Origin of the sequence: Nocardioides okcheonensis, from assembly GCF_020991065.1 — a bacterium.
Taxonomy (GTDB): Bacteria; Actinomycetota; Actinomycetes; order Propionibacteriales; family Nocardioidaceae; genus Nocardioides; species Nocardioides okcheonensis.
This window is the reverse complement of sequence record NZ_CP087710.1, coordinates 3,119,149-3,143,343: the sequence shown is the minus strand read 5'-3', so window position 1 is coordinate 3,143,343 and position 24,195 is coordinate 3,119,149. Positions and strand designations below refer to the sequence as shown.

The 24,195-nt window shown below is 74.3% G+C and carries 23 protein-coding genes and 1 tRNA gene; 8 read left to right on the top strand and 16 right to left on the bottom strand.

Going from position 1 to position 24,195, the window contains the following annotated elements; all coding sequences use genetic code 11:
- The first annotated feature begins 6 nt into the window (after window positions 1-6).
- The 4 genes from LN652_RS15330 to LN652_RS15315 are packed head-to-tail and all read left to right on the top strand — an operon-like array spanning window position 7 to window position 3,525.
- Window positions 7-651 carry a Ykof family thiamine-binding protein gene (locus tag LN652_RS15330; protein ID WP_230441475.1) on the top strand — a complete coding sequence of 215 codons (645 nt, stop codon included), beginning with the start codon at window positions 7-9 and terminating at the stop codon, window positions 649-651.
- Window positions 648-1,250, top strand: coding sequence for an ECF transporter S component (locus tag LN652_RS15325; RefSeq protein WP_230441474.1), 603 nt, complete (start codon window positions 648-650; stop codon window positions 1,248-1,250). Before LN652_RS15330 ends, LN652_RS15325 begins: the two co-directional genes overlap by 4 nt.
- Window positions 1,247-2,803, top strand: a complete 1,557-nt coding sequence (locus LN652_RS15320) for an ABC transporter ATP-binding protein (RefSeq protein WP_230441473.1) — start codon at window positions 1,247-1,249, stop codon at window positions 2,801-2,803. Before LN652_RS15325 ends, LN652_RS15320 begins: the two co-directional genes overlap by 4 nt.
- Window positions 2,800-3,525 carry an energy-coupling factor transporter transmembrane component T family protein gene (locus LN652_RS15315; RefSeq protein ID WP_230441472.1) on the top strand — a complete coding sequence of 242 codons (726 nt, stop codon included), beginning with the start codon at window positions 2,800-2,802 and terminating at the stop codon, window positions 3,523-3,525. The genes LN652_RS15320 and LN652_RS15315 overlap by 4 nt, the downstream gene beginning before the upstream one ends.
- A 12-nt stretch (window positions 3,526-3,537) precedes the next feature.
- Here LN652_RS15315 and LN652_RS15310 read toward each other — a convergent pair whose 3' ends face one another.
- The 5 genes from LN652_RS15310 to LN652_RS15290 all read right to left on the bottom strand — a co-directional run bounded on the left by LN652_RS15310 (window position 3,538) and on the right by LN652_RS15290 (window position 8,493).
- Window positions 3,538-4,122: a LutC/YkgG family protein gene (locus LN652_RS15310; protein ID WP_230441471.1), complete on the bottom strand. Its 585-nt coding sequence runs from the start codon at window positions 4,120-4,122 to the stop codon at window positions 3,538-3,540.
- Window positions 4,119-5,594: a lactate utilization protein B gene (locus tag LN652_RS15305; RefSeq protein ID WP_230444756.1), complete on the bottom strand. Its 1,476-nt coding sequence runs from the start codon at window positions 5,592-5,594 to the stop codon at window positions 4,119-4,121. Before LN652_RS15305 ends, LN652_RS15310 begins: the two co-directional genes overlap by 4 nt.
- A gap of 17 nt (window positions 5,595-5,611) precedes the next feature.
- Entirely contained in the window at window positions 5,612-6,361 is a 750-nt protein-coding gene (locus tag LN652_RS15300; RefSeq protein WP_407941502.1) for a (Fe-S)-binding protein, read from the bottom strand.
- Between the two features lie 39 nt (window positions 6,362-6,400).
- Window positions 6,401-7,780, bottom strand: coding sequence for an L-serine ammonia-lyase (locus tag LN652_RS15295; protein ID WP_230441470.1), 1,380 nt, complete (start codon window positions 7,778-7,780; stop codon window positions 6,401-6,403).
- A 77-nt stretch (window positions 7,781-7,857) separates the two neighbouring features.
- Window positions 7,858-8,493, bottom strand: a complete 636-nt coding sequence (locus LN652_RS15290; protein ID WP_230441469.1) for an isochorismatase family protein — start codon at window positions 8,491-8,493, stop codon at window positions 7,858-7,860.
- A 100-nt stretch (window positions 8,494-8,593) separates the two neighbouring features.
- Here LN652_RS15290 and LN652_RS15285 point away from each other — a divergent pair, with 100 nt between their 5' ends.
- The gene (locus tag LN652_RS15285) at window positions 8,594-9,538 is read left to right on the top strand and encodes a GlxA family transcriptional regulator (RefSeq protein WP_230441468.1); all 945 of its coding nucleotides are present in this window, start codon (window positions 8,594-8,596) and stop codon (window positions 9,536-9,538) included.
- A gap of 49 nt (window positions 9,539-9,587) precedes the next feature.
- On the opposite strand, the gene LN652_RS15280 is transcribed toward LN652_RS15285, so the two are convergent.
- Window positions 9,588-9,660, bottom strand: a tRNA-Thr gene (locus tag LN652_RS15280).
- 161 nt (window positions 9,661-9,821) lie between these two features.
- Between LN652_RS15280 and LN652_RS15275 the strand changes: the two genes are divergently transcribed.
- On the top strand, window positions 9,822-10,265 hold the full coding sequence (locus LN652_RS15275) for an OsmC family peroxiredoxin (RefSeq protein ID WP_230441467.1): 444 nt from the start codon (window positions 9,822-9,824) through the stop codon (window positions 10,263-10,265).
- Between the two features lie 30 nt (window positions 10,266-10,295).
- Here LN652_RS15275 and LN652_RS15270 read toward each other — a convergent pair whose 3' ends face one another.
- The 10 genes from LN652_RS15270 to LN652_RS15225 form a co-directional block, all read right to left on the bottom strand.
- A complete protein-coding gene (locus LN652_RS15270; protein WP_230441466.1) occupies window positions 10,296-11,861 on the bottom strand; it encodes an alpha/beta hydrolase in 1,566 nt (521 codons plus the stop codon).
- On the bottom strand, window positions 11,858-13,030 hold the full coding sequence (locus tag LN652_RS15265; RefSeq protein WP_230441465.1) for a DNA polymerase III subunit delta': 1,173 nt from the start codon (window positions 13,028-13,030) through the stop codon (window positions 11,858-11,860). Before LN652_RS15265 ends, LN652_RS15270 begins: the two co-directional genes overlap by 4 nt.
- Window positions 13,027-13,665 carry a dTMP kinase gene (gene tmk, locus LN652_RS15260; protein WP_230441464.1) on the bottom strand — a complete coding sequence of 213 codons (639 nt, stop codon included), beginning with the start codon at window positions 13,663-13,665 and terminating at the stop codon, window positions 13,027-13,029. The genes LN652_RS15265 and tmk overlap by 4 nt, the downstream gene beginning before the upstream one ends.
- 35 nt (window positions 13,666-13,700) lie before the next feature.
- Window positions 13,701-15,155, bottom strand: coding sequence for a Vgb family protein (locus LN652_RS15255; RefSeq protein WP_230441463.1), 1,455 nt, complete (start codon window positions 15,153-15,155; stop codon window positions 13,701-13,703).
- 116 nt (window positions 15,156-15,271) lie between these two features.
- Entirely contained in the window at window positions 15,272-15,988 is a 717-nt protein-coding gene (locus tag LN652_RS15250; protein WP_230441462.1) for a hypothetical protein, read from the bottom strand.
- A gap of 82 nt (window positions 15,989-16,070) precedes the next feature.
- Window positions 16,071-18,794, bottom strand: a complete 2,724-nt coding sequence (gene topA, locus LN652_RS15245) for a type I DNA topoisomerase (RefSeq protein ID WP_230441461.1) — start codon at window positions 18,792-18,794, stop codon at window positions 16,071-16,073.
- A 105-nt stretch (window positions 18,795-18,899) separates the two neighbouring features.
- Entirely contained in the window at window positions 18,900-20,363 is a 1,464-nt protein-coding gene (locus LN652_RS15240) for a DUF7059 domain-containing protein (RefSeq protein WP_230441460.1), read from the bottom strand.
- Window positions 20,360-21,172, bottom strand: a complete 813-nt coding sequence (locus tag LN652_RS15235) for a metallophosphoesterase family protein (RefSeq protein WP_230441459.1) — start codon at window positions 21,170-21,172, stop codon at window positions 20,360-20,362. The genes LN652_RS15240 and LN652_RS15235 overlap by 4 nt, the downstream gene beginning before the upstream one ends.
- Before the next feature lie 22 nt (window positions 21,173-21,194).
- Window positions 21,195-21,383 carry a hypothetical protein gene (locus LN652_RS15230; RefSeq protein WP_230441458.1) on the bottom strand — a complete coding sequence of 63 codons (189 nt, stop codon included), beginning with the start codon at window positions 21,381-21,383 and terminating at the stop codon, window positions 21,195-21,197.
- 160 nt (window positions 21,384-21,543) lie between these two features.
- A complete protein-coding gene (locus LN652_RS15225; protein ID WP_230441457.1) occupies window positions 21,544-21,771 on the bottom strand; it encodes a hypothetical protein in 228 nt (75 codons plus the stop codon).
- 407 nt (window positions 21,772-22,178) lie between these two features.
- Here LN652_RS15225 and LN652_RS15220 point away from each other — a divergent pair, with 407 nt between their 5' ends.
- Together LN652_RS15220 and LN652_RS15215 are read left to right on the top strand one after the other, a co-directional pair.
- Window positions 22,179-22,862: a response regulator transcription factor gene (locus tag LN652_RS15220; protein WP_230441456.1), complete on the top strand. Its 684-nt coding sequence runs from the start codon at window positions 22,179-22,181 to the stop codon at window positions 22,860-22,862.
- Window positions 22,859-24,187, top strand: a complete 1,329-nt coding sequence (locus tag LN652_RS15215; protein WP_230441455.1) for a sensor histidine kinase — start codon at window positions 22,859-22,861, stop codon at window positions 24,185-24,187. Before LN652_RS15220 ends, LN652_RS15215 begins: the two co-directional genes overlap by 4 nt.
- Window positions 24,188-24,195: the final 8 nt, after the last annotated feature.

The following is a 24,195-nucleotide window of genomic DNA, read 5'->3' as shown; positions in this document are numbered from 1 at the left end:
ACCACCGTGACCACCAGCACGACCGCCCATCCCCGCACGCTCGGCGTCGGCGCCCGCCTGAGCGTCCACCCGCACTGCGACGACTTCGTCGAGGTGATCCTCGGCGCCCTCGCCGACGCCGAGGCCGCCGGGCTCGCCGACGGCCTCGTCCTCGAGACCGACGACGTCAGCACCTACGTCGGCTCCACCGACGACCTGGCCGAGCAGCGCATCGTCGGGTACGTCGCCCACGTCCTCGCCGCCGCCCACCGCCGCTCCGGCGGCGGCCACGTGGTCGCCCACGTCCTGCTCTCCCGCGGGTGCCCAGGCGAGGCGACCTGCGACCTCGGCGCCGTCACGCTGCCGCGCGTCGCGCCGGTGCGGCTCGAGCCCACCGGCGTGCAGGCGGTCGCCCAGTGGTCGCTCTACCCGCTGCTCGACGGCGGGTCCGGCGGCGGCGACCACATGGTGCCGATCGAGGCGGCGATCGAGGCAGCCCGGCGGCGGGGCACCGCGGTCGCGCCCGCCCACTACGCCACCCGCCTCGCCGGCGACGTCGCAGAGGTGCTCGCAACGGCGGCCGACGCGTGGGCCGGGGTCGGCGCCGAGGTCGCGCACGTGGTCACGCACCTCACGGTCTCGGTCGGCTCGCCCAGCACGGTGACGGCATGAGCACGGACCGACGTCCCGCGTGGGCGATGCGCGACCTGGTGCTGATGGTGGTCCTCGGCGTGGTGTTCGGCTTCCTCTACTGGGCGCTCGTCCAGGCGTGGACCGGCCTCGCGCTGCTGATGGGCCCCGCGGGCGACCTCGCCCAGCACGTCCTGCTGGGCGGCTGGCTCCTCGTCGCCCCGATCGTGCTCGCGATCGTGCGCCGGCCGTTCGCGGGCGTGCTGGCCGAGGTGCTCGCGTCCGTGGTCGAGGTGGTCTTCCTCGGCTCGCCCGTCGGGCCGATGCTGATCCTCGCCGCGGCGATCCAAGGCGCCGGGAGCGAGCTGCCGTTCGCGCTGCGTCGCTACCGCGCGCCCGGCTGGGCCACCTACGCGCTCTCCGGCCTGTGCGGCGCGGGTCTGGTCTTCGTGTTCTCCGCGGTGCGCTTCGACTGGTTCGGACAGGACCTCCTCGCCCTGCGCCTGGGGCTCCAGCTGGCGTCCGGCGTGGTGCTCGGCGGCCTGCTCGCGAAGGTCGTCGTCGACGCGCTGCTGCGCACCGGCGTGCTCGACAACCACGCGATCGCGCGCGACGAGCACCCGGTCCGGGCCACGCCGTGACGCTGGTCGAGGTCGACGGCCTGCGGGTGCGGTTCCCGCGACGGCCCGAGCCGGTGCTGGGTGTCGACGCGCTGCGCGTCGAGCGCGGGGGCGACGTCGTCGTCCTCGGGCCGACCGGGTCGGGCAAGACCACGCTGCTCCACGCCGTCGCGGGCCACGTGCCGCACTCGGTCCACGCGACCGTCGAGGGCCGGGTCGCCGTGTGCGGGCTCGACACCCGCGACCACTCCGTGGTGCAGCTGTCGCGCCACGTCGGGCTCGTGTCGCAGGACCCCGCCGCTGGCGTGACGATGCCGTCGGTCGACCGGGAGGTCGCCCTGCCCCTGGAGAACCGGGCCGTCGCGCCGGAGCGCATCGCCGGTCGCGTCGACGCCTCCCTCGAGGCGGTGGGCGCCCCGCACCTCGGGTCGCGGCGGCTCGAGACGCTCTCCGGCGGCGAGCTGCAGCGGGTGTCGGTCGCGGCGGCGCTCGTGGCGGAGCCGGAGGTGCTGCTGCTCGACGAGCCGACCTCGATGCTCGACGCCGAGGGGGTCGCGGCCGTACGACGGGTGCTGGCCGCCCGCGACCGGCCGACGGTCCTGCTGGTCGAGCACCGCCTCGACGAGCTCGGCGGGGCCGACGGCGCCGGGCTGCCGGGCCACGCCGTCGTCCTCGACCGCGCCGGCCGGCAGGTCGCCGCGGGCGCGACCGGCGACCTGCTGCTCTCCCACTCGCGGGCGCTCCACGCCGCCGGCTGCTGGCTGCCGCTCGACGCCGAGCTGCACGCGGTCACCGGCGCGGCCGGCGGGCTGGCCCACCCGGCCAACCGCGACCACCTCGCCCGCCAGCACCACGATGCCCGCCGAGGCGACGCCGGCGACCCGGGCGAGGTCGTGCTCGCCGCGCGGCGGCTCGCCGTGGGACGGGGCGCCGCGCCGGTGCTCGCCGACGTCGACCTCGACCTGCGCGCCGGCGAGGTCGTCGGCCTGCTCGGCGCCAACGGCGCCGGCAAGTCCACCCTGCTGCTCACCCTCGCCGGCCTGGTGCCCCCGGTGACCGGCACGGTGACCGGGCCGCGGGCGGGGCTGGTCTTCCAGAACCCGGAGCACCAGTTCTGCGCGGCCACGGTCGCCGACGACGTGGTGCACGGGGTGCGGTCCGACCGGGAGGCCACCCGGGCGCGACAGCTGGGACGCTTCGGGCTCGACGCTCTGGCGGCCCAGAGCCCGTACCGCCTCTCCGGCGGCGAGAAGCGCCGACTCAGCCTGGCCGGCATGCTCGCCCACGACCGTCCGGTCCTCCTGCTCGACGAGCCCACGCTCGGCCTCGACCGCGCCGACACGGTCGCGACCGCTCGGGCGCTCCGGCAGGAGGCCGACGAGGGACGGGCGGTGCTGCTCGCCAGCCACGACCTGCGCACCGTCGCCGCGGTGGCCGACCGGCTGGTCGTGCTCGCGGGCGGGCGGGTCGTCGCGTGCGGCCCGACGTGGGAGGTGCTGCGCGACGCGGCCGCGCTGTCCCACGCGCGGCTCGAGCTGCCTCCGCTGCTCCGCTGGCGGGCGGCGCAGCGGTGAGCGCGCTGCTCCCCCGGGTCACCGCGTCCGACTCGTGGCTCGGGCGCCGCAACCCGACCGTCAAGCTCGCCCTCGCGTTCGCCGTCTCGCTCGCGGTGACCTTCGTCCTCCGCCCCGCACCGCCGGTCACGCTCTACCTGCTCGCGCTGGTCGGCGTACGCCTCGGCACCCGCCTGCCCTGGCGCACGCTCGCGCTCGCCCACCTCCCCTTCGCGGCGTTCGCCTCCGGCGTCCTCCTCGTCAACGTGGTGAGCCGCCCGGACGACGGGCTGTCGGTGGGCGCGGCCCTGGCCGCCCGCACCCTGCTGGTCGGGGTGCTCGCCGTCGGCTTCATCACCTCGACCGACCCGGTCGACCTGATGACCAGCCTGCAGCAGCACGCCCGCGTCAGCCCGCGGGTCACCCACGCGCTGCTCGCCGGGCACCGCCTCCTGCACGACCTGCCGCGCGAGTGGCAGACGATCCGGATGGCCCACGCGGTGCGGGCGCCGACGCGCGCGGACGGTCGACCGCGCCCCGCCTGGCGCGGCTCCGTCCGGGCGTCGTTCGCGCTGCTCGTGGTGTGCGTACGCCGCGGGGAGCGCACCGCGCAGGCCCTCGAGTCGCGGGGGCTGGGTGTCGGCCCGCGGACGACCTGGCGTCCGGTCCGGCTCGACCGCACGGACGGCGCCCTGGCCGTGGCGGTGCTGGTCGTCGTGGTCGCGGTGCTCGTCGTGGCGTGAGCGGACCCGTCCTCAGCCCACCAGCACCACGTGCAGCGTCCGCGGCCCGTGGACGCCCTCGACCCGGTCGAGCTCGATGTCGCTGGTGGCCGAGGGCCCGCTGATCCAGGTCAGCGGTCGCGACGGGTCCAGGAGCGCGAGCGCGTCGGGGACGTCGGCGACCACCTGCGAGGCGTCGACGACGCACACGTGCAGGTCGGGCACCAGCGTGATCGCGCGCCGGCCCTGGTCGGGCCGGTGGTCGAGCACGATGGTGCCGGTCTCCGCGATCCCGACGGCGGCGCGGGTGACGACGGCGTCGAGGGCGTCGAGGTCGGCGGCGCTGAGGCCGTCGTCGACGACCGAGCCGGCGACGTCCAGCCCGAGGCCCGGCGGCACGACGGCGCGGGCCGTCCCGAGCGCCTCGGCCACGACGCCCGCCAGGTCGTCGGGCGCGCAGCGGGTGACGACGGCGCGGTAGTCCTCCACCCGCTCGGCGAACAGGGCGACCAGGTCGCCCCGGTCCGGCGCGCGGGGGGCCGGAGGGAGGTCGGTCACGGGCGACACGCCGTCGAGGGCGGAGCGGACCCGCCGCAGGATGTCGTCGCGGGCGCTCACTCCGGCCCCTCCCCCTCGTGACGGCCGCCGTCGGTGCGGTCCCACCACGCGCGGAACGACTCCTCCGGCGGCGCGGGCAGGTCGCGGGCGCCGGTCCACGCGGCCCCCGGCCCCGGCAGGCGCCCGGCGGCGGCGCGACCGCCGGGCAGGGACGTACGACCGAAGCGGCGCAGGACGCGACCGCCCAGGCCGGACGCCTTCTCGGCCCACGCCAGCCGGCGCGCGTCGGAGAACGCCCAGGCGGCGGCCCGCATGGCGACCGCCTCGGCCTTCGGCACCCGGTCGCCACGGTGGGAGTCCACCACCGCGGCGCGCTGGTCGACCAGCACCGACGGGATGTCGATCCGGACCGGGCAGACCTCGAAGCAGGCCCCGCACAGCGACGAGGCGTAGGGCAGCGAGGCGGTCTGCTCGTCGGAGACCCCGCGCAGCAGCGGGTTGAGGATCGCGCCGATCGGGCCGGGGTAGACCGAGCCGTAGGCGTGGCCGCCGACCCGCTCGTAGACCGGGCAGACGTTGAGGCACGCCGAGCAGCGGATGCACCGCAGCGCCTGCCGGCCGACGTCGTCGGCGAGCGCCCGGGTGCGGCCGTTGTCGAGCAGCACGACGTGGACCTCCTGCGGACCGTCGCCGGGCGTCACGCCCGACCACGTCGAGGTGTAGGGGTTCATCCGCTCGCCCGTCGACGAGCGCGGGAGCAGCCGCAGCATCGGGTCGAGGTCGGACCAGGTGGCGACGACCTTCTCGATGCCGACGACGCTGACCAGCACGTCGGGCAGGGTCAGGCACATCCGGCCGTTGCCCTCGGACTCGACGACGACGAGGGTGCCGGTGTCGGCGACCGCGAAGTTGGCGCCGCTCACGCCGACCTTCGCGCGGAGGAACTTCTCGCGCAGGTGCTCGCGCGCCGCGCCGGCGAGGACGGCGGGCTCGTCGGTGAGGTCGGCCGGGGCCGGGCGCCCGACGGCGGCCATCCGGCGCAGGAAGATCTCGCGCACCTCGGCACGGTTGCGGTGGATCGCCGGCACCAGGATGTGGGACGGCAGGTCCTCGCCGAGCTGGACGATGAGCTCGGCCAGGTCGGTCTCCCAGGCGGCGATGCCCTCGGCCTCGAGGGCCTCGTTGAGGCCGATCTCGGCGGTCGCCATCGACTTGACCTTGACCACCTCGTCCGCGCCGTGGTCGTGGGCCACCCGCGCCACGATCGCGCACGCCTCCTCGGCGTCGCGGGCCCAGTGGACGGTCGCGCCGGCGCGGACCAGCGAGGCCTCAAGGGTCTCGAGGTGGGTCGCGAGGTCGCGCAGCGCGGCCTCCTTGACCCCCGCCCCGGCGAGCCGCAGGTCCTCCCAGTCCTCGACCTCGGCGACGACCTTGGCGCGCTTGTCGCGGATGGTGTGCGTGGCGTGGGCGAGGTTGCGGCGCAGCTGGGTGTCGCCGAGCGCCGCGCGGGCGGCGGTCGGGAAGGCGGGCATGCCGACGAAGGTGCCGGTCACGCTGCACCGTCCTCGGTGCTGGCCAGGACCTCGGCGAGGTGCAGGACGCGTACGCCCGCGCGCTGGCGCGACAGCATCCCGCCGACGTGCATCAGGCACGAGTTGTCCCCCGCGACCAGCACCTCGGCCCCGGTGTCGCGGACGTGGCGTGCCTTGTCGGCACCCATCGCGACCGACGTGTCGGCGTTCTTGACCGCGAACGTGCCACCGAACCCGCAGCACTCCTCGGCCTGCGGCAGGTCGACCAGCTCGAGCCCGCGCACCGCCTCGAGCAGCCGCCGCGGCCGGTCGCCGACGCCGAGCATCCGCAGGCTGTGGCAGGTCGGGTGGTAGGTCACCCGGTGCGGGAAGTAGGCCCCGACGTCGGTCACGCCGAGCACGTCGACGAGGAACTCGGTGAGCTCGTGGGTCCGCGGCGCGGTCTTCGCGACCGCCGCCGCCAGGCCCGCGTCGCCCGAGCGCTCGGCGACGATCGCGTGCTGGTGGCGCGCCGAGCCCGCGCAGGAGCCCGACGGCGTCACGATCGCGTCGTAGCCGGCGAACGCGTCGACGAAGGTCCGCACGACCGGCACCGCCTCGTCGAGGTAGCCGGTGTTGACCATCGGCTGCGCGCAGCAGGTCTGCGCGGACGGGAAGTCGACGTCGACCCCGAGCCGGCGGAGCAGGCGCACGACGGCCTTCCCCGTGTCGGGGAACATCGCGTCGTTGACGCAGGTGACCTGCAGGGCGACCCTCACGACCCGCATCCTCGCACCTCGCGCCGCTCGGCTGGGGCTCCCCCGACCTCAGCACTCCACGACGTTGAGGGCCAGCCCTCCGCGCGCGGTCTCCTTGTACTTGTCCTTCATGTCGCGCCCCGTCTCGCGCATCGTCTTGATCGCCTTGTCGAGCGAGACGTGGTGGGATCCGTCGCCGCGCACGGCCATCCGGGCGGCGGTGATGGCCTTGACCGACGCGACGGCGTTGCGCTCGATGCAGGGGATCTGGACGAGCCCGCCGACGGGGTCACAGGTCAGCCCGAGGTTGTGCTCGATGCCGATCTCGGCGGCGTTCTCGACCTGCTCGGGGGTGCCGCCGAGCACCTCGGCCAGCCCGCCCGCGGCCATCGAGCAGGCCGACCCGACCTCGCCCTGGCAGCCGACCTCGGCGCCGGAGATCGAGGCGTTCTCCTTGAAGAGCTGGCCGATCGCGGCCGCGGCGAGCAGGAAGCGGACGACCCCGTCGTCGTCGGCGCCGGGGACGAACCGGCAGTAGTAGTGCAGGACGGCCGGCACGATCCCGGCGGCGCCGTTGGTGGGGGCGGTGACGACGCGGCCGCCCGCGGCGTTCTCCTCGTTGACCGCCAGCGCGTAGACCGTCACCCACTCCATCGCCTCGAGGGGGTCGGCGATCCCGACCGTCGCGTCGCTCTCGAGGCGGGCGCGCAGGTCGGCGGCCCGGCGGCGCACCTTGAGCCCGCCCGGCAGGACCCCCGTCGTCCGGGTGCCGCGCTCCACGCACTCCTGCATCACCCGCCAGATCGCCAGCAGCTCGCGGCGCACGTCGTCCTCCGAGCGGCGGACCAGCTCGTTGGCGAGCATCACGTCGCTGATCCGCAGGCCGGTGGAGCGGGTGATCGCGAGCAGCTCGTCGGCGGTGGTGAACGGGTGCGGGACCGGGGTGTCGTCCGGCACGACCACCGGGTTGCCGCACTCGTCCTCGTCGAGCACGAAGCCGCCGCCGACGGAGTAGTACTCGCGCCGGCGCAGCACCGCGTCGTCGGCGTCGCGGGCCTCGAAGACCATGCCGTTGGTGTGGAACTCCAGGCGCTTGCGCCGGTGCATCACGACGTCCTCGTCGGCGTCGAAGGCGATCGGGTGCTTGCCGCCCAGGTGCAGGACCCGCGTGCTGCGCACGTCCTGCACCAGCGGGTCGGCTGCCACCGGGTCCACGAGGTGCGGCTGCTCGCCGGCGAGTCCGAGCACGACCGCCTTGACGCTGCCGTGCCCGTGCCCGGTCGCGCCGAGCGAGCCGAACAGCTCGACGTGCACGCGCGCGACCCGGCCGAGCAGGTCGTCGGCCCGCAGCCCCTCGACGAAGAGGTACGCCGCCCGCATCGGTCCGACCGTGTGCGAGCTCGACGGGCCGATGCCGACCTTGAACAGGTCGAACGCGCTGATGCTCATCCTCGATGATGAGCCCGGGCGCCGACGAGCGCAAGCAGATCGTTGCGCTGGGCGCTCGACGGCGCGCAGGACGCAACTCAGCCTCCGAAGCGGGCCCGTCCCTGCGTGGCGGAGGTGCCGAGGTCGCTCTTCGGCAGCGCGGTGCCGGCGCGGGCCGCCTCGGCCCACGTGTCGGTGTCGGCCACCGCCGCGAAGTTCGACTGGAGCAGCACCATCAGCGTCGAGTGCAGCTGCTCGGCCGCGACGTCGCCCGCCTCGTTCGAGAGGTGGATCGCGCCGGACGCGTCGGAGAGCACCTCCGCGGCGATGCCCCGGGGCTCGGCGTCCGCCGCGGTCGCGATGTCGCAGTTGTTGGTCATGTAACCGACGATCGTGAGGGTGTCGACCTGCTTCGACGCCAGCCACTCGGCGACGCCGTCGCCGGTGAAGGCACTGCTCTCGCTCTTCGAGGCGACCTTGACGTCGGGCGTCACCCGACGCTCGACCTCGGGGTGGAGGGTCCAGCTCGGCGAGCCGACCGCGAAGACGGGGGCGCCCTCGGGCAGCTCGTGCCGCAGCACGAGGACGGGGATGTCGAGCTCGGCGGCGAGGTCCATCGCCCGGGTGATGTTGGCGAGCGTCTCGTCGCGGGGCGGGTACTGGACCTGGAGGATGCCGTCGAAGTACTCGTTCTGGACGTCGACGACGACGAGGGCGCGGCGGGTGCCGGTCATGGTGGGCTCCTTCGTGTGGGTACGCACCGAGTCTCCCGGCCTGCACGGCGCTATCGTGAGTGGCGCAGATGCCGCCCATCGATGGTTTCAGGACAAGCCCATGAAGATCGCGATCCACGCCTTCGAGGGGATCAGCATGTTCCACCTCGCCGTCCCCACCACTGTGTTCTCCGAGGTGGCCAGGCTCGGCCTCGGCGCCTCGTGGCAGGCGGTGGTGTGGAGCACCGAGGCCCGCGTGACGACGGCGGAGGGCCTCGCGGTGGGCGATCTCCGCGGTCCGGACGTCGCGGCGGAGGCCGACCTGCTCGTCTTCCCGTCGTGGCACGCCGACCTGCGCGGCCCCGACGCCGCCGTGTCGACCGCGATCAGCGACGCCGCAGGCCGCGGCGCGCGGCTGGCGGGGCTGTGCCTGGGCGCGTTCCCCCTGGTCGACTCCGGGCTGCTCGACGGGCGCTCCGTGGTCACCCACTGGAGCGCCGCCGACGAGCTCGCGGCCCGGCACCCTGCGGTGGCCGTCAACGCCGACGCGATCTACGTCGACCACGGCGACGTGCTCACCTCGGCCGGGACCGCCTCCTCCCTCGACGCGTGCCTGCACGTCGTCCGGCGCGAGCTCGGGTCCGACGCGGCCGCGACCCTGGCCCGCCACCTCGTCGTCGCCCCGCACCGCGAGGGCGGCCAGGCGCAGTACGTCGACCGACCGATGCCCGAGCCCGGCGGGGTCGGGCAGCTCGGGGACACGATGGAGTGGGCCCTGGCGCACCTCGACCGACCGATCGACGTCGCGACCATGGCGGCCCACGCCCGGATGAGCACCCGCAACTTCACCCGTCGTTTCGCCGAGGCGACCGGGTCGAGCCCCGCCCGGTGGTTGCTGAGCCGGCGCCTGGACGAGGCCCGTCGGCTGCTCGAGCGCACGACGCTGTCGGTCGAGGCGATCGCGCGACGCACGGGCTTCGGCAGCGTCGTGACGTTCCGGCAGCGGTTCGGCGCCGCCTACGGCACGACCCCCACGTCCTACCGCCGGCGCTTCACCGCCGCGTGAGCCCGGACATGAAGACTCCCCCGGGGTCTCGGGTCCCCGGGGGAGTCAGAGCCGCCTGTCGGAATCGAACCGACGACCTAGTCATTACGAGTGACTCGCTCTACCGACTGAGCTAAGGCGGCGTGGCTGCCGAGCGCTGCTCGACGGGCCGCGGGCGAGTATACGGAGCCGCCGCCCCGGGACCGAAATCACGCCCTCCTCACGACCGGCCGGCGCGCCCGTGGGGGTGTGGTGAGGCTGGCTAGGGTCGAGAGGACTGTCCAACGTTCAACGAGGAGGATCCATGCCCACACGCTCCGCTCGTACTGCCTGGAACGGCGGCCTGCAGGACGGCTCCGGCCAGGTCGAGCTCACCAGCTCGGGCGTCGGGACGTACGACGTCTCGTTCCCCAAGCGGGCCGCCGAGGACGCCGGCGGGACGACCAGCCCCGAGGAGCTGATCGCTGCGTCCCACTCCTCCTGCTACGCGATGCAGCTCTCCGCGCTCATCGCCGAGGCCGGCGGCACGCCGCAGGCGCTCGAGGTGACGGCCGACGTCTCACTGGGCGAGGACAAGGAGGCCGGCGGCTTCAAGCTCACCGGCATCACCCTCACCGTCCGCGGTGAGGTCGAGGGCCTCGACGAGGCCGGCTTCAAGGACGCCGCCGAGAAGGCCAAGGCCAGCTGCCCGATCAGCAAGGCGCTCACCGGCGTCGACATCACGCTCGACGCCGCGCTCGAGGGCTGAGCCCTCCCGCTCGCCGACGGCGCCCGCTGCTCAGCAGCGGGTGCCGTCGTCGGGGACCACCCCGTCGACGAGGTAGTCCTCGACCGTCGTGTCGATGCACGCGTTGCCGGAGTTGTAGGCCGTGTGGCCGTCGCCGTCGCGCTCGACGAGCACCCCGGAGTCGAGCTGGTCGGCCAGCGCGACCGCCCACTTCATCGGCGTCGCCGGGTCGCGGGTGGTGCCGAGCACCAGGATGGGTGCCGCGCCCTCGCCGCGGATGTCGAGCGGCTCTTCGCTCGAGCGCACCTGGCTGCCCCGGCAGCCGGTGAGGCCCCAGGCGAAGACGTCTCCGAAGGTCGGCGAGGCCTCCTCGAACTCCGCGATCTTCGACGGCACCCGGCCGAACGGGATCGAGGTCGGGTCGTCGAGGCAGTTGATCGCGTAGATCGCCTCCATGGAGTTGTTGTCGTAGCTGCCGTCGGCGCCGCGCGAGGCGTAGAGGTCGGAGAGGTCCATCAGCGCCGAGCCGTTGCCCTCCAGCGCGGAGGACAGCGCGGTGCTGAGCAGGAACCAGTAGTCGCGGTTGTAGAGCGGCGCCACGATCCCGTAGAACGCGTTGCCGATTGCGAGCTCGCGGTCGCCCGCGGGCAGCGGCTGCTCCTCGACGGAGGCGAGCAGGTCGGTGATCGTGGTGAGCCCCTCCTCGACCGTGTCGCCGAGGAAGCAGTTGTCGGTGGAGTCGAGGCAGTTCTGGACGTAGGCGCGCAGAGCCGTCTCGAACCCGGCCGCCTGGTCGAGCGACAGCGTCTCGGCGTCGAGGGAGACGTCGACGGCGCCGTCGAGGACGAAGCGCCCGACCCGCTCCGGGAACAGCTCGGCGTAGGTGGCGCCGAGCTTGGTGCCGTAGGAGGCGCCGAGGTAGGTCAGCCGCTCCTCGCCGAGCGCCGCGCGCAGCACGTCCATGTCGCGCGCCGCCTCGATCGTGGAGACGTGGGCGAGCAGCGGGCCGCTGTTGGCCCGGCAGGACGCCCCGAACCCCAGCACCGAGTCGCGGTAGTCGGCGACCTCGGCCGGGTCGTCCGGGGTGGGGTCGCCCGCGACGTAGGCGTCGAGCTCCTCGTCGCTGAGGCAGTCGACCGGCGCCGAGCGGCCGGTGCCGCGCGGGTCGAAGCCGACGACGTCGTAGGCCTCGAGCAGCGGCGCCCGGAAGACCATCCCGGCCGCGGCGGCGTAGGACGTCCCCGGCGCGCCGGGGCCGCCCGGGTTGACCACCATCGACCCGACGCGCTCGCCGCGCGCCGGCACGCGCAGCAGCGCGAGGTCGATGGTCTCGCCCTGCGGGTCGCGGTAGTCGACCGGCACGGTGAGGGTGCCGCAGTCCTGGTCGTCGTTGCTCTCGCAGGGCTGCCAGTCGATGCGCTGGGAGTAGACGTCGGCGAGGCCCTGCTCGGGCGGCTGCGTCACCGACGCCGGCGGCGGGGTCGTCGGCGACGGCGTGGGCCGGGCGCCGGACGGGTCCGACGGGTCGGACGACCCGCCCCCGAGCGACAGGCCGACGGCCAGGAACGCCGACAGGGCGAGGGCGAGCACCGCGACCAGCGCGAGGACCTTCTTCACGAGCGACCTCCGGGCAGCCGCAGCGCGGTCGCCATCGACTCCAGCGCCAGCTGCGGCGGGACGTTGAACTCCAGCATCTGCTCACGGGCGGTGAACACCGCGTCGATCATCCGCAGCAGCTCCTCCGCCGAGGCGGAGCGCGCGACGGCCTCGACGTCGCCGCGGATCTCCTCGTTGACCAGGTCACCGGGTGCTCCGACGCGCAGCGCGATCGCGTCGCGGTAGACCGAGACCAGGTCCATCAGCGCCCGGTCGATGACGTCGAGGACGCGGCGCCTGGCCTTCTGCTTCTGGAGCTTCTCCAGCGACGACAGCGCCGCTCTGTAGGCCCGGCTCGAGGTGTCCTTGCGCTCGCTGCCGAAGATCGACTGCAGGGACTCCAGCTCACGGCGCTCGGTCTGGTCGGTGATCGCCGCGGTCTCCTCCTTGGCGATCTCGGCGAGCGTGGTGGCCGCCGTCATCACGGCGCCGATCGAGGTCATCCGGGCCGGCAGCGAGACCACCTCGCGGCGCCGGCGCCGGGCGTCCTCGTCGGTGCAGAGGGCCCGGGCCCGGCCGATGTGGCCCTGGCTGGCGCGCGCGGCGAACGACGCCGTGACGGGCTCGATGCCCTGGCGGACCAGGAAGTCGGTGACCTCGGGGGTGGTGGGGGTGGCGAGGGTGACGTGCCGCGAGCGCGACGCGATGGTCGGCAGCACGTCGGCGCGGGTCGGGGCGCACAGCAGCCAGAGCGTGCGCGGGGTGGGCTCCTCGATCGCCTTGAGCAGCGCGTTGCCGGTGCGGGGGTTCTCCGGCGTGCCGAGCCGGTCGGCGTCTTCTACGAGGATGATCTGCCAGCGCCCGATCGAGGGGAACTTCGCCGACGCCTGCACCAGGGAGCGCATGTCGTCGACGTAGAGCACGGTGGTCTCCGACCGGACCAGCGTCACGTCGGGGTGCGAGCCGGCCGACACCAGCCGGCACGCCTCGCACGAGCCGCAGCCGGTGCCGGTCGCGCACTGCAGCGCCGCCGCGAAGGCGCGCGCCACGTTGGAGCGACCCGACCCGGGCGGACCGGTGAACAGCCAGGCGTGGGTCATGCCGTGGCCCGCGGCGGCCTGCTGGAGGACGTCGATGACCGGGCGCTGGCCGACCAGGTCCTCCCAGACGGTCCGCGTCGCGGTGCTCACGACTGCTCCAGGAGGAGCGTGACGCGCGCCCGGATCGCGTCAGCGATGGCGCCGACGGGCGCGCGGGCGTCGAGGACGAGGTAGTGGTCGGGGTCGGCCGCCGCGAGGTCGAGGAAGCCCTGCCGGACCCGCTGGTGGAACTCCATCGACTGCCCCTCGATCCGGTCGCGCTCCTCGAAGCGGCCCAGCCCGGTCTCGGGCTCGAGGTCGAGGACGACGGTCAGGTGGGGGCGCAGGTCGGCGGTGGCCCAGCGGGCGACCGCCTCGACCTCGGCGACGTCGAGGGTGCGGCCGGCACCCTGGTAGGCCAGGGTCGAGTCGACGTACCGGTCGGTGATCACCACCTCGCCGCGCGCCAGCGCCGGGAGCACGACGTGGTCGACGTGCTCGGCCTTGTCGGCGGCGTAGAGCAGGGCCTCGGTGCGGTCCGACAGCTCGCCCGTGGCCGGGTCGAGGACGATCCGGCGCAGCTCCTTGCCGACGGCGGTGTCGCCGGGCTCGAAGGTCAGCAGCACGGTCTCGCCCCGCTCGACCAGCCAGTCGCGCAGCAGGCGCGACTGGGTCGACTTGCCGGCCCCCTCGCCGCCCTCGAAGCAGACGAAGAGCCCGCGCTCGGAAAACACCGCTGGGTTCACGCGGACACCCTACGGGCGGGCGCCCACAGCGCCGGTCAGCCGGCTCGGCGGACCTTGATGGTCCGCTTGGCCAGCACCTTCGTCGAGCCCTTCGCGGTGAGCTCGACGCGGACCTTCACGACCTTGCCGGGGCGCAGCCGCTTCAGGCCCTTCTTCGAGAGCTTGACCGTGACCTTGGCCTTCCGGCCCGCCTTGACGGCGTACGCCTTGGCCTTCCCGAGGCTCTTGCCGCCCTTGGCCAGCTCGAGACCGACGCGTCCGCGGCAGCCTCCGGCGGTGCCCTTCGGGCACTTCACCGGCACGACGACCTTGCCGCGCCGGACCGGGGTGACGCCCTTGACCTTCGGGATCGTGCCGACCGACGCAGCGCCCGGCGAGGGCGGCTCGGTCGTGCCCGGGGCGATCATCGTGACCCCGTCGCCGAGGTCGATGTCGGTGGTCGCGAGCTGGTCGGTCGTGACCCGGACGATCGCGTTGTTCTTGGCGTCGGTGAACCAGACCGCACCGTCGGCGCCGAAGGTCAGCGAGGTCGGCTCGTAGTTGCCCACCGAGCTGATCGCGCCCACGCCGGTCGCCGAGATGTGCCCGATCCCGGGGGCGGCACCTCCGTTGGTGAACCACATCTGGCCGTCGGGCCCCTTCACCAGGTCCTGCGGCGCGGTGCGCGAGCCGGTCTTCCAGATCTGCGTCGCACCACTGGCGGCGTCGAGGTAGCCGACCGAGCCGTTGCTCGGGCTGGTGAACATCGTGCCGCTGCTGCTGCGGGTGAACCAGATCGAGCCGACCGGGCCGGCGGCCAGCGCGTTCGGGTACGTCGCGTCGCTGGGCAGCGGGTAGGTCGTGCCGCTGTTGGCGTCGGCGCCGACGCGGGTGATCGTGTCCTGCGCGGAGGCGCTGCCGTTCTGGCACCACATCGACCCGTCGGCCGCCTCGCCCAGGACGTCGTCGCACTCCGGCGAGTTCGTGAAGGCGATTGGCCGCGAGGTTGGGCTCGCCACAGCGATGAACGAGCTGCCGTAGTTCATCGTCACCCAAGCCGTGCCGGTCGGGTCGACGCGTACCTCACCGCCGTAGGGACACGAGTCGCCGACGCAGCCGTCGTAGTTGTCGAACGTCCAGTTGTTCAGCAGCGCGCCCGCGGCGGACAGGCGGGTCAGGTTCTCACCGTGCTCGGTGGTCACCCAGACCGAGCCGTCCGGTCCGACGTCCATGCCCTTGGCCGGTCCGTCCACCGTCGAGTCGGTCGGCGGCAGGGCGAATTCCTGGAGCTGGCCGGAGGTGGTGATCCGGCCGACCTTGTTGGCGTCCTCCTCCAGGAACCACATGCTGCCGTCCGGAGCGGTCGTGATGCGTCCGAGGCCCGCGCTGCTCGTCGGGACGGGGTAGACCGTGACCGCGGCCTCAGCGGGTGACGCGGTGGTGAGGGCCAGCAGCGGGCTCGCGAGGAGTGCCAGCGCGGCAGCACGGACGGTCAGGGCAGTGGCGGCCATCGGGACGTCGCTCTCTTCCGTGGCGGCGCGATCCCCCCATGGTCACGCGTCCCGCCGTGCTGTCCACCTAACCAACTCGAGCGCCCGCCAAACACCGACCGAGGGATGAATTGCGCCTACCACCCGGTGCTCCACGTCTGCGGGAGCAGCAACAGGCAGAGCAGGAACGCCCAGCCGCCGGTGACGCGTCGGTGCCCCTGCCCGGGTCGCAGCACGCCGAGCGGTCCGCCGAGCAGCAGGAAGGCGAGCGCCCCGAGGGGCCCGCCGAGCAGGACGGCCCAGGCCCACGCCCAGCGGGTCGCCCGCCACGGCGGCGGACCTCCCACGAGGAGCAGGAGCGTGCCGAGCCAGGTGCCCATGGCCAGCAGCGCCACCGCCCCGGGGACCTCCCACTCGGCAAAGAGGAAGGTCGGCCTCGGCTGCGGGCCGGACGTGATGGTCAGGCCGCGGTGGAGGGAGCGCAGGGTGTCGCGGGGGTCGCCCGAGCTCGTGTAGGTCTCCTCGCCCCACGCGTCGTAGGAGCGCGAGTCGCCGATCTCGACCTGGGCGTACTGGTCGAGCACACCGGCCCAGACGGTCCAGCGCACCTCCACGCGGTCGCCGGCCCGCGGGTCGTCGACCCCGATCACCGCGACCTCGTCGACCTTGCCGCTCGCGACGTCCGACAGCAGGTCGCCGTAGGTCGCCGGCCGGACGCCCGTCGTGACCATCAGCGCCGCGGTGAGCACCGCCAGCGAGCCGAGCAGCGCGCCGATGAGACGCCACCGTCGGTCGAGCCACTCGTCGTGCGGTGCGCGCACCGGCCCGGCCGCGAGCGTCGTCGTGTCCCCCATGGCGGGAGCGTAGCGGCGCGCTGTCGCCGGAGACAGTGGAGCGCGCGGCCCGTAGGTCGGGCCCTGCGCTCCACTGTCGGGGTCAGGACTTCTTGGCGGCCGTCTTCTTCGCCGTGGTCTTCTTCGCAGCCGTCTTCTTGGCAGCCGTCTTCTTCGCCGGGGTCTTCTTGGCGGCCGTCTTCTTGGCGGGTGCCTTCTTCGCGCCCTTCTTGGCCGCCTTCTTCGCCGGGCCGCGCTCGCGGCGCTCGGCGAGCAGCTCGGCGGCGCGCTCGAGGGTGATCGACTCGACGGTGTCGTCCTTGCGCAGGGTCGCGTTGTACTCGCCGTCGGTGACGTACTCGCCGAAGCGACCCGCCTTCACGATGACCGGCTGGCCCGAGACCGGGTCGTTGCCGAGCTCCTTGAGCGGCGGCGTGGCCGCGCCGCGCCCGCGCTGCTTGGGCTGGGCGTAGATCGCCTTCGCCTGGTCGAGGGTGATGTCGAAGATCTGGTCCTCCGACGTCAGGCTGCGCGAGTCGGTGCCCTTCTTCAGGTACGGCCCGTAGCGACCGTTCTGGGCGGTGATCTCGGTGCCGTCGTCGTCGGTGCCGACGATGCGCGGCAGGTCGAGCAGCTTGACCGCCTGCTCGAGGCTGACCGTGTCGAGCGTCATCGACTTGAAGAGCGAGCCGGTGCGGGGCTTGGCCGACTTGGGCGCGTCCTCGGGCAGCAGCTCGGTGACGTACGGGCCGAAGCGACCGTTCTTGGCCACGATCTGCAGGCCGGTGTCGGGGTGGTTGCCGATCACCTGCTCCTCGCCGGCGGGGTTGGCCAGCAGCTCCTTGGCCTTGGCCACGGTGAGCTCGTCGGGCGGCAGGTCGTCGGGGACGTTGGCGCGCACGGGTGCGGCGTCGCCGCCGTCGGGTCCGGGGCCCTCGACGTAGGGGCCGTAGCGGCCCACGCGCAGGTCGATGCCCTCACCGATCGGGAAGGTCGCCATCTCCTTGGCGTCGATGTCGCCGAGCTCGGTGACGAGGGTCTTGAGCCCGATCACGTCGCCGGCGCCGTAGTAGAACTCGCCGAGCTCGGTCACCCGGTCGCGGCGCCCGCCGGCGATGTCGTCGAGGACGTCCTCCATCGAGGCGGTGAACTCGTAGGACACCTGGCGCGGGAAGTGCTCCTCGAGCAGCCGGACCACCGAGAACGCCAGCCACGCCGGGACCAGCGCGGTGCCCTTCTTGTAGACGTAGCCGCGGTTGAGGATGGTGCCGATGATCGAGGCGTAGGTCGACGGGCGGCCGATCTCGCGGTCCTCGAGCTCCTTGATCAGCGTGGCCTCGGTGTAGCGGGCCGGCGGCTTGGTCTCGTGGCCCTCCGGCGACAGCGTGGCCACGGAGACCGCCGCACCCTCGGTGAGGTTGGGCAGCCGGGTCTCGGCGTCGTCGCGGCGCTTCGAGGCGTCGTCGATGTCCTCGACGTAGGCCTTGAGGAAGCCGTGGAAGGTGATCGTGCGGCCGCTGGCGCTGAACACGACGTCGCGGCCGTCGGCGGCCGCACCGCCGAGGCGGATGGTCACCGAGTTGCCGGTGGCGTCCTTCATCTGGGAGGCGACGGTGCGCATCCAGATCAGCTCGTAGAGGCGGAACTGCTCGCCCGACAGCCCGGTCTGGGCCGGCGTGCGGAAGGTGTCGCCGGCCGGGCGGATCGCCTCGTGCGCCTCCTGGGCGTTCTTGACCTTGGACGTGTAGGTGCGCGGCGAGTCGGGGAGGTACTCCGCGCCGTAGAGCTCGCGGACCTGGTCGCGCGCCGCGCCGACCGCCGCGCCCGACAGGGTCGTGGAGTCGGTACGCATGTAGGTGATGTAGCCGTTCTCGTAGAGGCGCTGGGCGACCGACATGGTCACGCTGGCGCTCATCCCGAGCTTGCGCGAGGCCTCCTGCTGGAGGGTCGTGGTGCGGAACGGCGGGTAGGGCGAGCGGCGGTAGGGCTTGGACTCGACCGAGCGGACGTCGTACGCCGTGTCGGAGAGGCCGGCGGCCAGCGCCTCGGCGTCGGCGCGGCTCAGGTGGGCGCGCTCCGCCCGGCCCTTGAGCTCGCCGGTGTTGTCGAAGTCGGCACCGCGGGCGACGCGGACGTCGTCGACGCTGTAGAGCTTGGCGGGGAACATCCGCGGGTCGTGGCCGGTGCCGGCGTCGAAGGTGGCGTCGAGGTCCCAGTAGGAGGCGACCTTGAACTTCATCCGCTCGCGCTCGCGGTCGACGACCAGGCGGGTCGCCACCGACTGCACGCGGCCGGCGGACAGGCCGGACATGACCTTCTTCCACAGCACCGGGGAGACCTCGTAGCCGTAGAGGCGGTCCAGGATGCGGCGCGCCTCCTGTGCCTCGACGAGGTCGTCGTTGATCTCGCGCGGGTTCTCGACCGCGGCGATGATCGCGGGCTTGGTGATCTCGTGGAAGACCATCCGGTGGACCGGGAGGCCCTTCGGCGGCTTGAGCTCGTCGAGCAGGTGCCAGGCGATGGCCTCCCCCTCGCGGTCCTCGTCGGTGGCGAGGTAGAGGGCGTCGGCCTCCTTGACCAGCTTCTTCAGCTTGGCGATGTGGCTCTTCTTGTCGCGGGGCACGACGTAGTAGGGCTCGAAGCCGTTGTCGACGTCGACCGCGAGGCGGCCCCACGGCTTGTCCTTGATCTTGGCCGGGGTGTCCGCCGCGTTGTTCGGAAGGTCACGGATGTGACCGATCGAGGACTCGACGACGTAGTCCTTGCCGAGGTAGCCGCCGATGGTGCGGGCCTTGGCAGGCGACTCGACGATGACGAGCTTTGCCACGTGTTTCACTGCTCCCTCTTGGTGCTGGCCGAGATGGGCTCGGCGCGGCAACGGTAGCGCCACATCGCCAGATGACCACCCCGGGCGGTCCACAGGGGTGGCCGGTCAGGCCTCCAGGAACCCCTCGGCGACCAGGTCCCGGACCACCGGGAGGTAGGTCGCCCGCAGGTCCGCCTCGTCGCGCTCCAGCAGCGCGCCGAGCGCTCCGAGCAGCTGGCCGACCGACAGGTCGCCGTCGCTGGCCCCGACGAACGCCGCCTCCACGGTGTCGGCGGTGCGGGCCCGGCGGAAGCCGCGCTGCTGGCGCAGCACGATGGCCTCCGGGTCCTCGGCGCCCGGGCGGCCGACGGTCTCCTGCTGGACGTCGTCGCGCGCCCGCAGGTGCCGGGCGAGCAGGTCGTCGTCGGTGAGGCCGGCCAGGTCGGCCGCAGCCGCGCCCCAGTCGTGGATCGCCGGCGCGATCGGCTGCTCGACGTCGTAGGGCCACTCCTGCAGGTCGTGGCGCCCGCTCCCCCCGAGCCGGACGTTGATCCAGCCGAAGCCGACGCCCTCGATCCCCACCTGCTCCAGCCACGACAGCCACGTGTCGTAGCGCTCGGCGTAGTCGCGGCCGCCGTGGTGGCCGGAGTCCTTGAGCCACAGCTCGACGTACGACGCGGGGTCGAGGGTCTCGCGCTGGACCACCAGGGCGTCGCAGTCGGGCCGCAGCCACGAGCCGATCCGCTCGTCCCACGGGGTGCCGTCGACGATCGCCCAGTTGGCCAGCACCTGCAGCCAGCCGCCGTCGGCGAGGTGGTCGGGGCCGGTCCGCACGATGTGCTCCACGACGCGGTCGCCGGGGAGGCCGGAGTCGCGGTAGACCAGGCGCTCGCCGGTCGCGGGCGAGATCACGAAGGGCGGGTTGGTGGCGATCAGGTCGAACCGCTCACCGGCCACGGGCTCGAAGAAGGAGCCGTCGCGGACGTCGACCTCGACCTCGTTGAGCGCCGCGTTGAGGCGCGTCATCCACAGCGCCCGGGCGTTGACGTCGGTGGCGACGACGCGTCCGGCGTGCCCGGCGAGGTGCAGCGCCTGCACGCCGCAGCCGGTGCCGAGGTCGAGCGCGCTGCCCACCGGCTCGCGCATCGTGAGCTGGGCCAGGCTGGTCGACGCGCTGGAGATGCCGAGGACGTGGTCGGGGCCGACCGCGACCGGCGCCCCGTCGAGGCCGGGCGTCAGGTCGGAGACGACCCACAGGTCGCGGTCGTCGGCGGCGTACGGGCGGCAGTCGGTGCGCGCGGCGACCTCGCTGACGCTCTGCTCCAGCAGGCCGACGGCGCAGAGCCGGTCGACGAGACCGGGCAGCGCCGCGTCGGCGGCGTCGCGGGTCACCGTGGTCTGCAGCAGGAAGAGCCGCACGAGCGTGTCGAGGGGCGAGCCCGCCGTCGTGCGCCGCAGCGCCGGGCGGGTCTCGTTGCGCCCCAGCGCTCGGTGCGCGTCCTCGCCGATCGCCTCGGCCACGCGGTCGTAGGTGAAGTCGGCCGCGAGCAGCGCGTCGCGCAGCGGGCCGGTGACGTCCAGGTCGCTCATCCGCGCACGCTCTCACGCTCGTGGTAGCCGGTGAGCACCTCCCCGGCGCGCCACTCCTCGAGCATCCCGCGGTAGAGGCCGTGCCGGAGCTCGAGCTCGTAGCCGTCGTAGTGCGGCACCCCGAGCCGTCGGGCGGCCTCGAGCTCGGCCTCGACGTCGTAGGGCACCCGCACGTAGCTGATCGCCCACGGCGCGGGGTCCGGGGAGTCCACGACGCCCTCGAGGATGCAGTAGAGCGGCGTCGCGTCGCCCATGCAGTTGCCCACCGAGCCGGTGTTGAAGGCGGTGCGGCCCTCGAGCTGGCACTCGTAGAACGGGTCGTGGGTGTCGCCGTAGCCGACCAGGTCGGGCTCAGGGTGGTCGAAGCCGGTGGCGGCGGTGTTGGTGAAGAGCGCCTCGTACTCCGCCTGCGAGCGGACGTAGCGCACCCGGCGGTGCACGGTCTCCTCGCTCGCGTGGAACAGCCGCACCCGCCGGCCCGAGAGCCAGAAGTCGTGGCAGAACGGCAGCGACCGGAGCCACTCCCCCTGCCCCGGCCCGAGCTCGTCGAGCCACCAGCGCATCGCGTCGTCGTCGAACGTGCGGTCCGGGTCGGGGAGGAAGTCGTCCCAGTTGCCGAGCAGGTTGACCTCGCACCGCTCCCGACACAGGTCGACCACCTCGCGGCCGCGGGGCCCCTTCCCGACGTAGTCGCCGAGGTTGAAGATCCGCGTGATGCCGCGAGCGTCGATGTCGGCCAGCACCGCCTCCAGCGCCGTCAGGTTGCCGTGGACGTCCGAGAGGAGCGCGATGCGGGTGGGTGCGGGCACCGCTCCAGCGTAGGCGAGGAGCTCAGGGGCAGAAGCCGTGAAGCACGCCGGGCTCGCCCTCCAGCCAGATGCCGAACCCGACCTTTGCCGCGACGAGCCGGGGCGACCCGCCGGGCCGGGTCACCACCGCGTGCCCGGGGGCGGGCGCACCGGCCGGCGCGCCGTCGGTCCAGCACCGGTGCTCGACCAGCAGGGCCGACACGCGGGCCACGCGCCGCTCGGCGCCGGTGGCGGGCGGGTGCGCCGGCGCGTCCCCGCCGGCGCCTGCACCACCGCGGGCGTGGCCGTCTGCGAGGCGACGAGCAGGACGCCCGCCCCGACCGCGCACCCGACGACGGCCGGCACCACGGCCGTGCGCGCGAGGGCCCGGATCACGACGCGCCGCACGCCTCGCGCCGCTCCTGCACGGCCGTCGCCACCTGCTGCACGCGCTCGCCGTACTCGCCGCCGAGGGCGTCGGCGCGGATCTCGTCGTACGCGTCGGCGCGGGCGTCCCCGTCGAGGCGCCGGGCCTCGCGCAGGTCCTGGCGCAGCTCGGCCGGCATCGCCCGACGGACCGCGCGCACCCGCTCGTCGCGCCGCTCGGCGAAGCGCTGCACCCGCGGCCCGTAGTCGCCGTCGAGGGCGTCGCGTCGGACCGCGCGCAGCGCCTCGCGCGCTCGCCGGCGGGCAGGTCCCGGACGGCGGTGAGGTCGTCGCGCAGGTCCTGCGGCAGCTGCGACCACACCGCGCCGCACGGGACGCGCGGGCCGTCGCCCGCGTCGTCACCGGCGCCCGGGGCGGCGCCCGCGAACAGCGAGGAGGTGGTGAGCAGGCCGGCCGCGAACAGTCCGGCGGTCTGGATGAGGGGCATCGCGTTCTCCTTCGTCGTCGGCCGGTCCGGTGCCGGCCACCGGGGTCGACACTGGTGGCCGTGGGTGGCGCCCACGTCAGCGTCGTGTTCGGGTCCGGTAAGGCCGGGGCGATCCGCCTGCCGACGCCGCCCGGGCGCACTAGCGTTCGTCGTGTGGACCACCCCCGCGGCCTGGTGCTCGTCGTCGAGGACGAGCCCGCGATCAGCGACCTGGTGCGGCGCTACCTGACCGCCGCCGGGTTCGGGGTGCACCTCGAGACGGGCGTGCACGGCGCGCTCGAGGCCGTGCGCCGGCTGCGGCCCGCCGCGGTCCTGCTCGACGTCGGGCTCCCCGACGGCGACGGCACCGACGTCTGCCGGGCGATGCGCGAGCGAGGCGACTGGACCCCGGTGCTGTTCGTGACCGCGCGGGACGAGGAGGTGGACCGGGTGCTCGGCCTGGAGCTGGGCGCCGACGACTACGTCACCAAGCCGTTCTCCCCGCGCGAGCTGGTGGCGCGGGTCCGGACCGTGGTGCGGCGCAGCACCGCTCCGGCCGGGCCGCGGGTGCTGCGCGACGGCGCGCTGGCGCTCGACCAGGGCGCCCGCTCGCTGAGCGTCGACGGCGAGGAGCGGCACCTGACGGCGACCGAGCTCAACCTGCTGGAGGTGCTGATGAGCGCCCCCGGGCGGGTGTTCGGCCGCGCCGAGCTGCTGTCGCGGGCGTGGGGCCAGGCCGACTACGGCAGCAGCCGGACCGTCGACGTCCACGTCGCCCAGCTGCGCGCCAAGCTCGGCGAGCACTGCCCCGTGGAGACGGTGCGCGGCGCCGGCTACCGCGCGCGGAGGCCGTCGTGACCCGACCGCTCGGGCTCGCCGCGCGCCTGGCCCTGGCCATGGCCGCGGTCGCGGCCGTGTCGGCGGTGCTGGCCGGGGTGCTGCTCGCGCCGCTGCTGTCCGGCGCCCGGGAGGACGCGGTGCGCGCACCGCTCGCCCGGCAGGTCGACCTGCTCGCCCGGGTCCCCCGCCTGGCCCTGTCCTCGCAGCGGCTCGACCGCGTCACCGACGTCTCGGGCCTGACCCTCGGCGTCGTCACCCCGTCGCGGGCCACGGGGGCCGCGAGCGTGCTGTCGGCGGACCAGCTCGCCACGCTCCGGTCCGGAGGCTCGGTGTCGGGCGAGGCCGAGCTCGACGGGGCGCCGGTGCTGGTCGAGGGGCGCCCCTCCCGCTCGGGCGGAGCGGTGGTGCTGGCCGCCGACCTGTCGACCGCCGACCCCGCCCTCGCCGCGGTCCGCCGACGGGTGGTCCTCGCGCTGGCCCTCGGCTCGCTCGTGGCGACCGGGCTCGCGGTCTGGCTCGCGCGACGGGTCGCCTGGCCGTTGACCACCGCCGCCGACGCCGCCCGCCGGCTCGCCGCGGGCGAGCGTGGCGTCGCGCTGGTCGCCACCGGGCCGCCGGAGGTCGACGACGTGGTCGCCGCGCTCGGCCAGCTCGACGAGGCGCTGCGCACCAGCGAGGCGCGGCAGCGCCGGTTCCTGCTGTCGGTCTCCCACGAGCTCCGCACCCCCCTCACCGCGGTGCGGGGGTGGGCCGAGGGCCTGGCCGACGGCACCGTCGCGCCGGAGGAGTCACGGGAGGCCGGACGCACCGTGCTGGCCGAGGCGCTGCGCCTCGAGGCGTACGTCGCCGACCTGCTCGCCCTCGCGCGCCTGGAGGCCGACGACTTCCGGGTCGACGTCACGACGGTCGACCTCGCCGCGCTGGTCGCGGAGACCGCCGACGCCTGGTCGACCCGCGCCCGGGCGGCCGACGTGACGGTCACGGCGACGTCGCAGCCGTGCACCGTGCGGGCCGACGCCGCCCGGCTGCGGCAGGTGCTCGACGCGCTGCTCGACAACGCCCTGCGGGTCACGCCGCCGGGCGGCTCGGTCGACCTGTCCTGCCGGGCGCCGGGCCGGCTCGAGGTCCGCGACAGCGGGCCCGGACTCGCACCGGACGACCTGGCGGTGGCCTTCGAGCCGGGCGTGCTGCACGAGCGCTACCGGGGTCGCCGCGCCACCGGCGGCCACGGCCTCGGCCTGGCGATCGTCGCCGGCCTGGTGCGGCGGATGGAGGGCGACGTGGTCGCCGACGTCGCCCCGGGCGGCGGCGCGCTGTTCCGGATCACGCTGCCGCCCGCCTGAGGCAGGAT

Coding starts and splice junctions, on each gene's coding strand:
- LN652_RS15240 (WP_230441460.1), bottom strand. CDS start 20,363: ATGAGCGACCTGGACGTCACCGGCCCGCTGCGCGACGCGCTGCTCGCG.
- LN652_RS15300 (WP_407941502.1), bottom strand. CDS start 6,361: ATGCGGGTCGTGAGGGTCGCCCTGCAGGTCACCTGCGTCAACGACGCG.
- LN652_RS15250 (WP_230441462.1), bottom strand. CDS start 15,988: ATGGGGGACACGACGACGCTCGCGGCCGGGCCGGTGCGCGCACCGCAC.
- LN652_RS15295 (WP_230441470.1), bottom strand. CDS start 7,780: ATGAGCATCAGCGCGTTCGACCTGTTCAAGGTCGGCATCGGCCCGTCG.
- LN652_RS15255 (WP_230441463.1), bottom strand. CDS start 15,155: ATGGCCGCCACTGCCCTGACCGTCCGTGCTGCCGCGCTGGCACTCCTC.
- LN652_RS15305 (WP_230444756.1), bottom strand. CDS start 5,594: ATGCCCGCCTTCCCGACCGCCGCCCGCGCGGCGCTCGGCGACACCCAG.
- LN652_RS15290 (WP_230441469.1), bottom strand. CDS start 8,493: ATGACCGGCACCCGCCGCGCCCTCGTCGTCGTCGACGTCCAGAACGAG.
- LN652_RS15325 (WP_230441474.1), top strand. CDS start 648: ATGAGCACGGACCGACGTCCCGCGTGGGCGATGCGCGACCTGGTGCTG.
- LN652_RS15285 (WP_230441468.1), top strand. CDS start 8,594: ATGAAGATCGCGATCCACGCCTTCGAGGGGATCAGCATGTTCCACCTC.
- LN652_RS15275 (WP_230441467.1), top strand. CDS start 9,822: ATGCCCACACGCTCCGCTCGTACTGCCTGGAACGGCGGCCTGCAGGAC.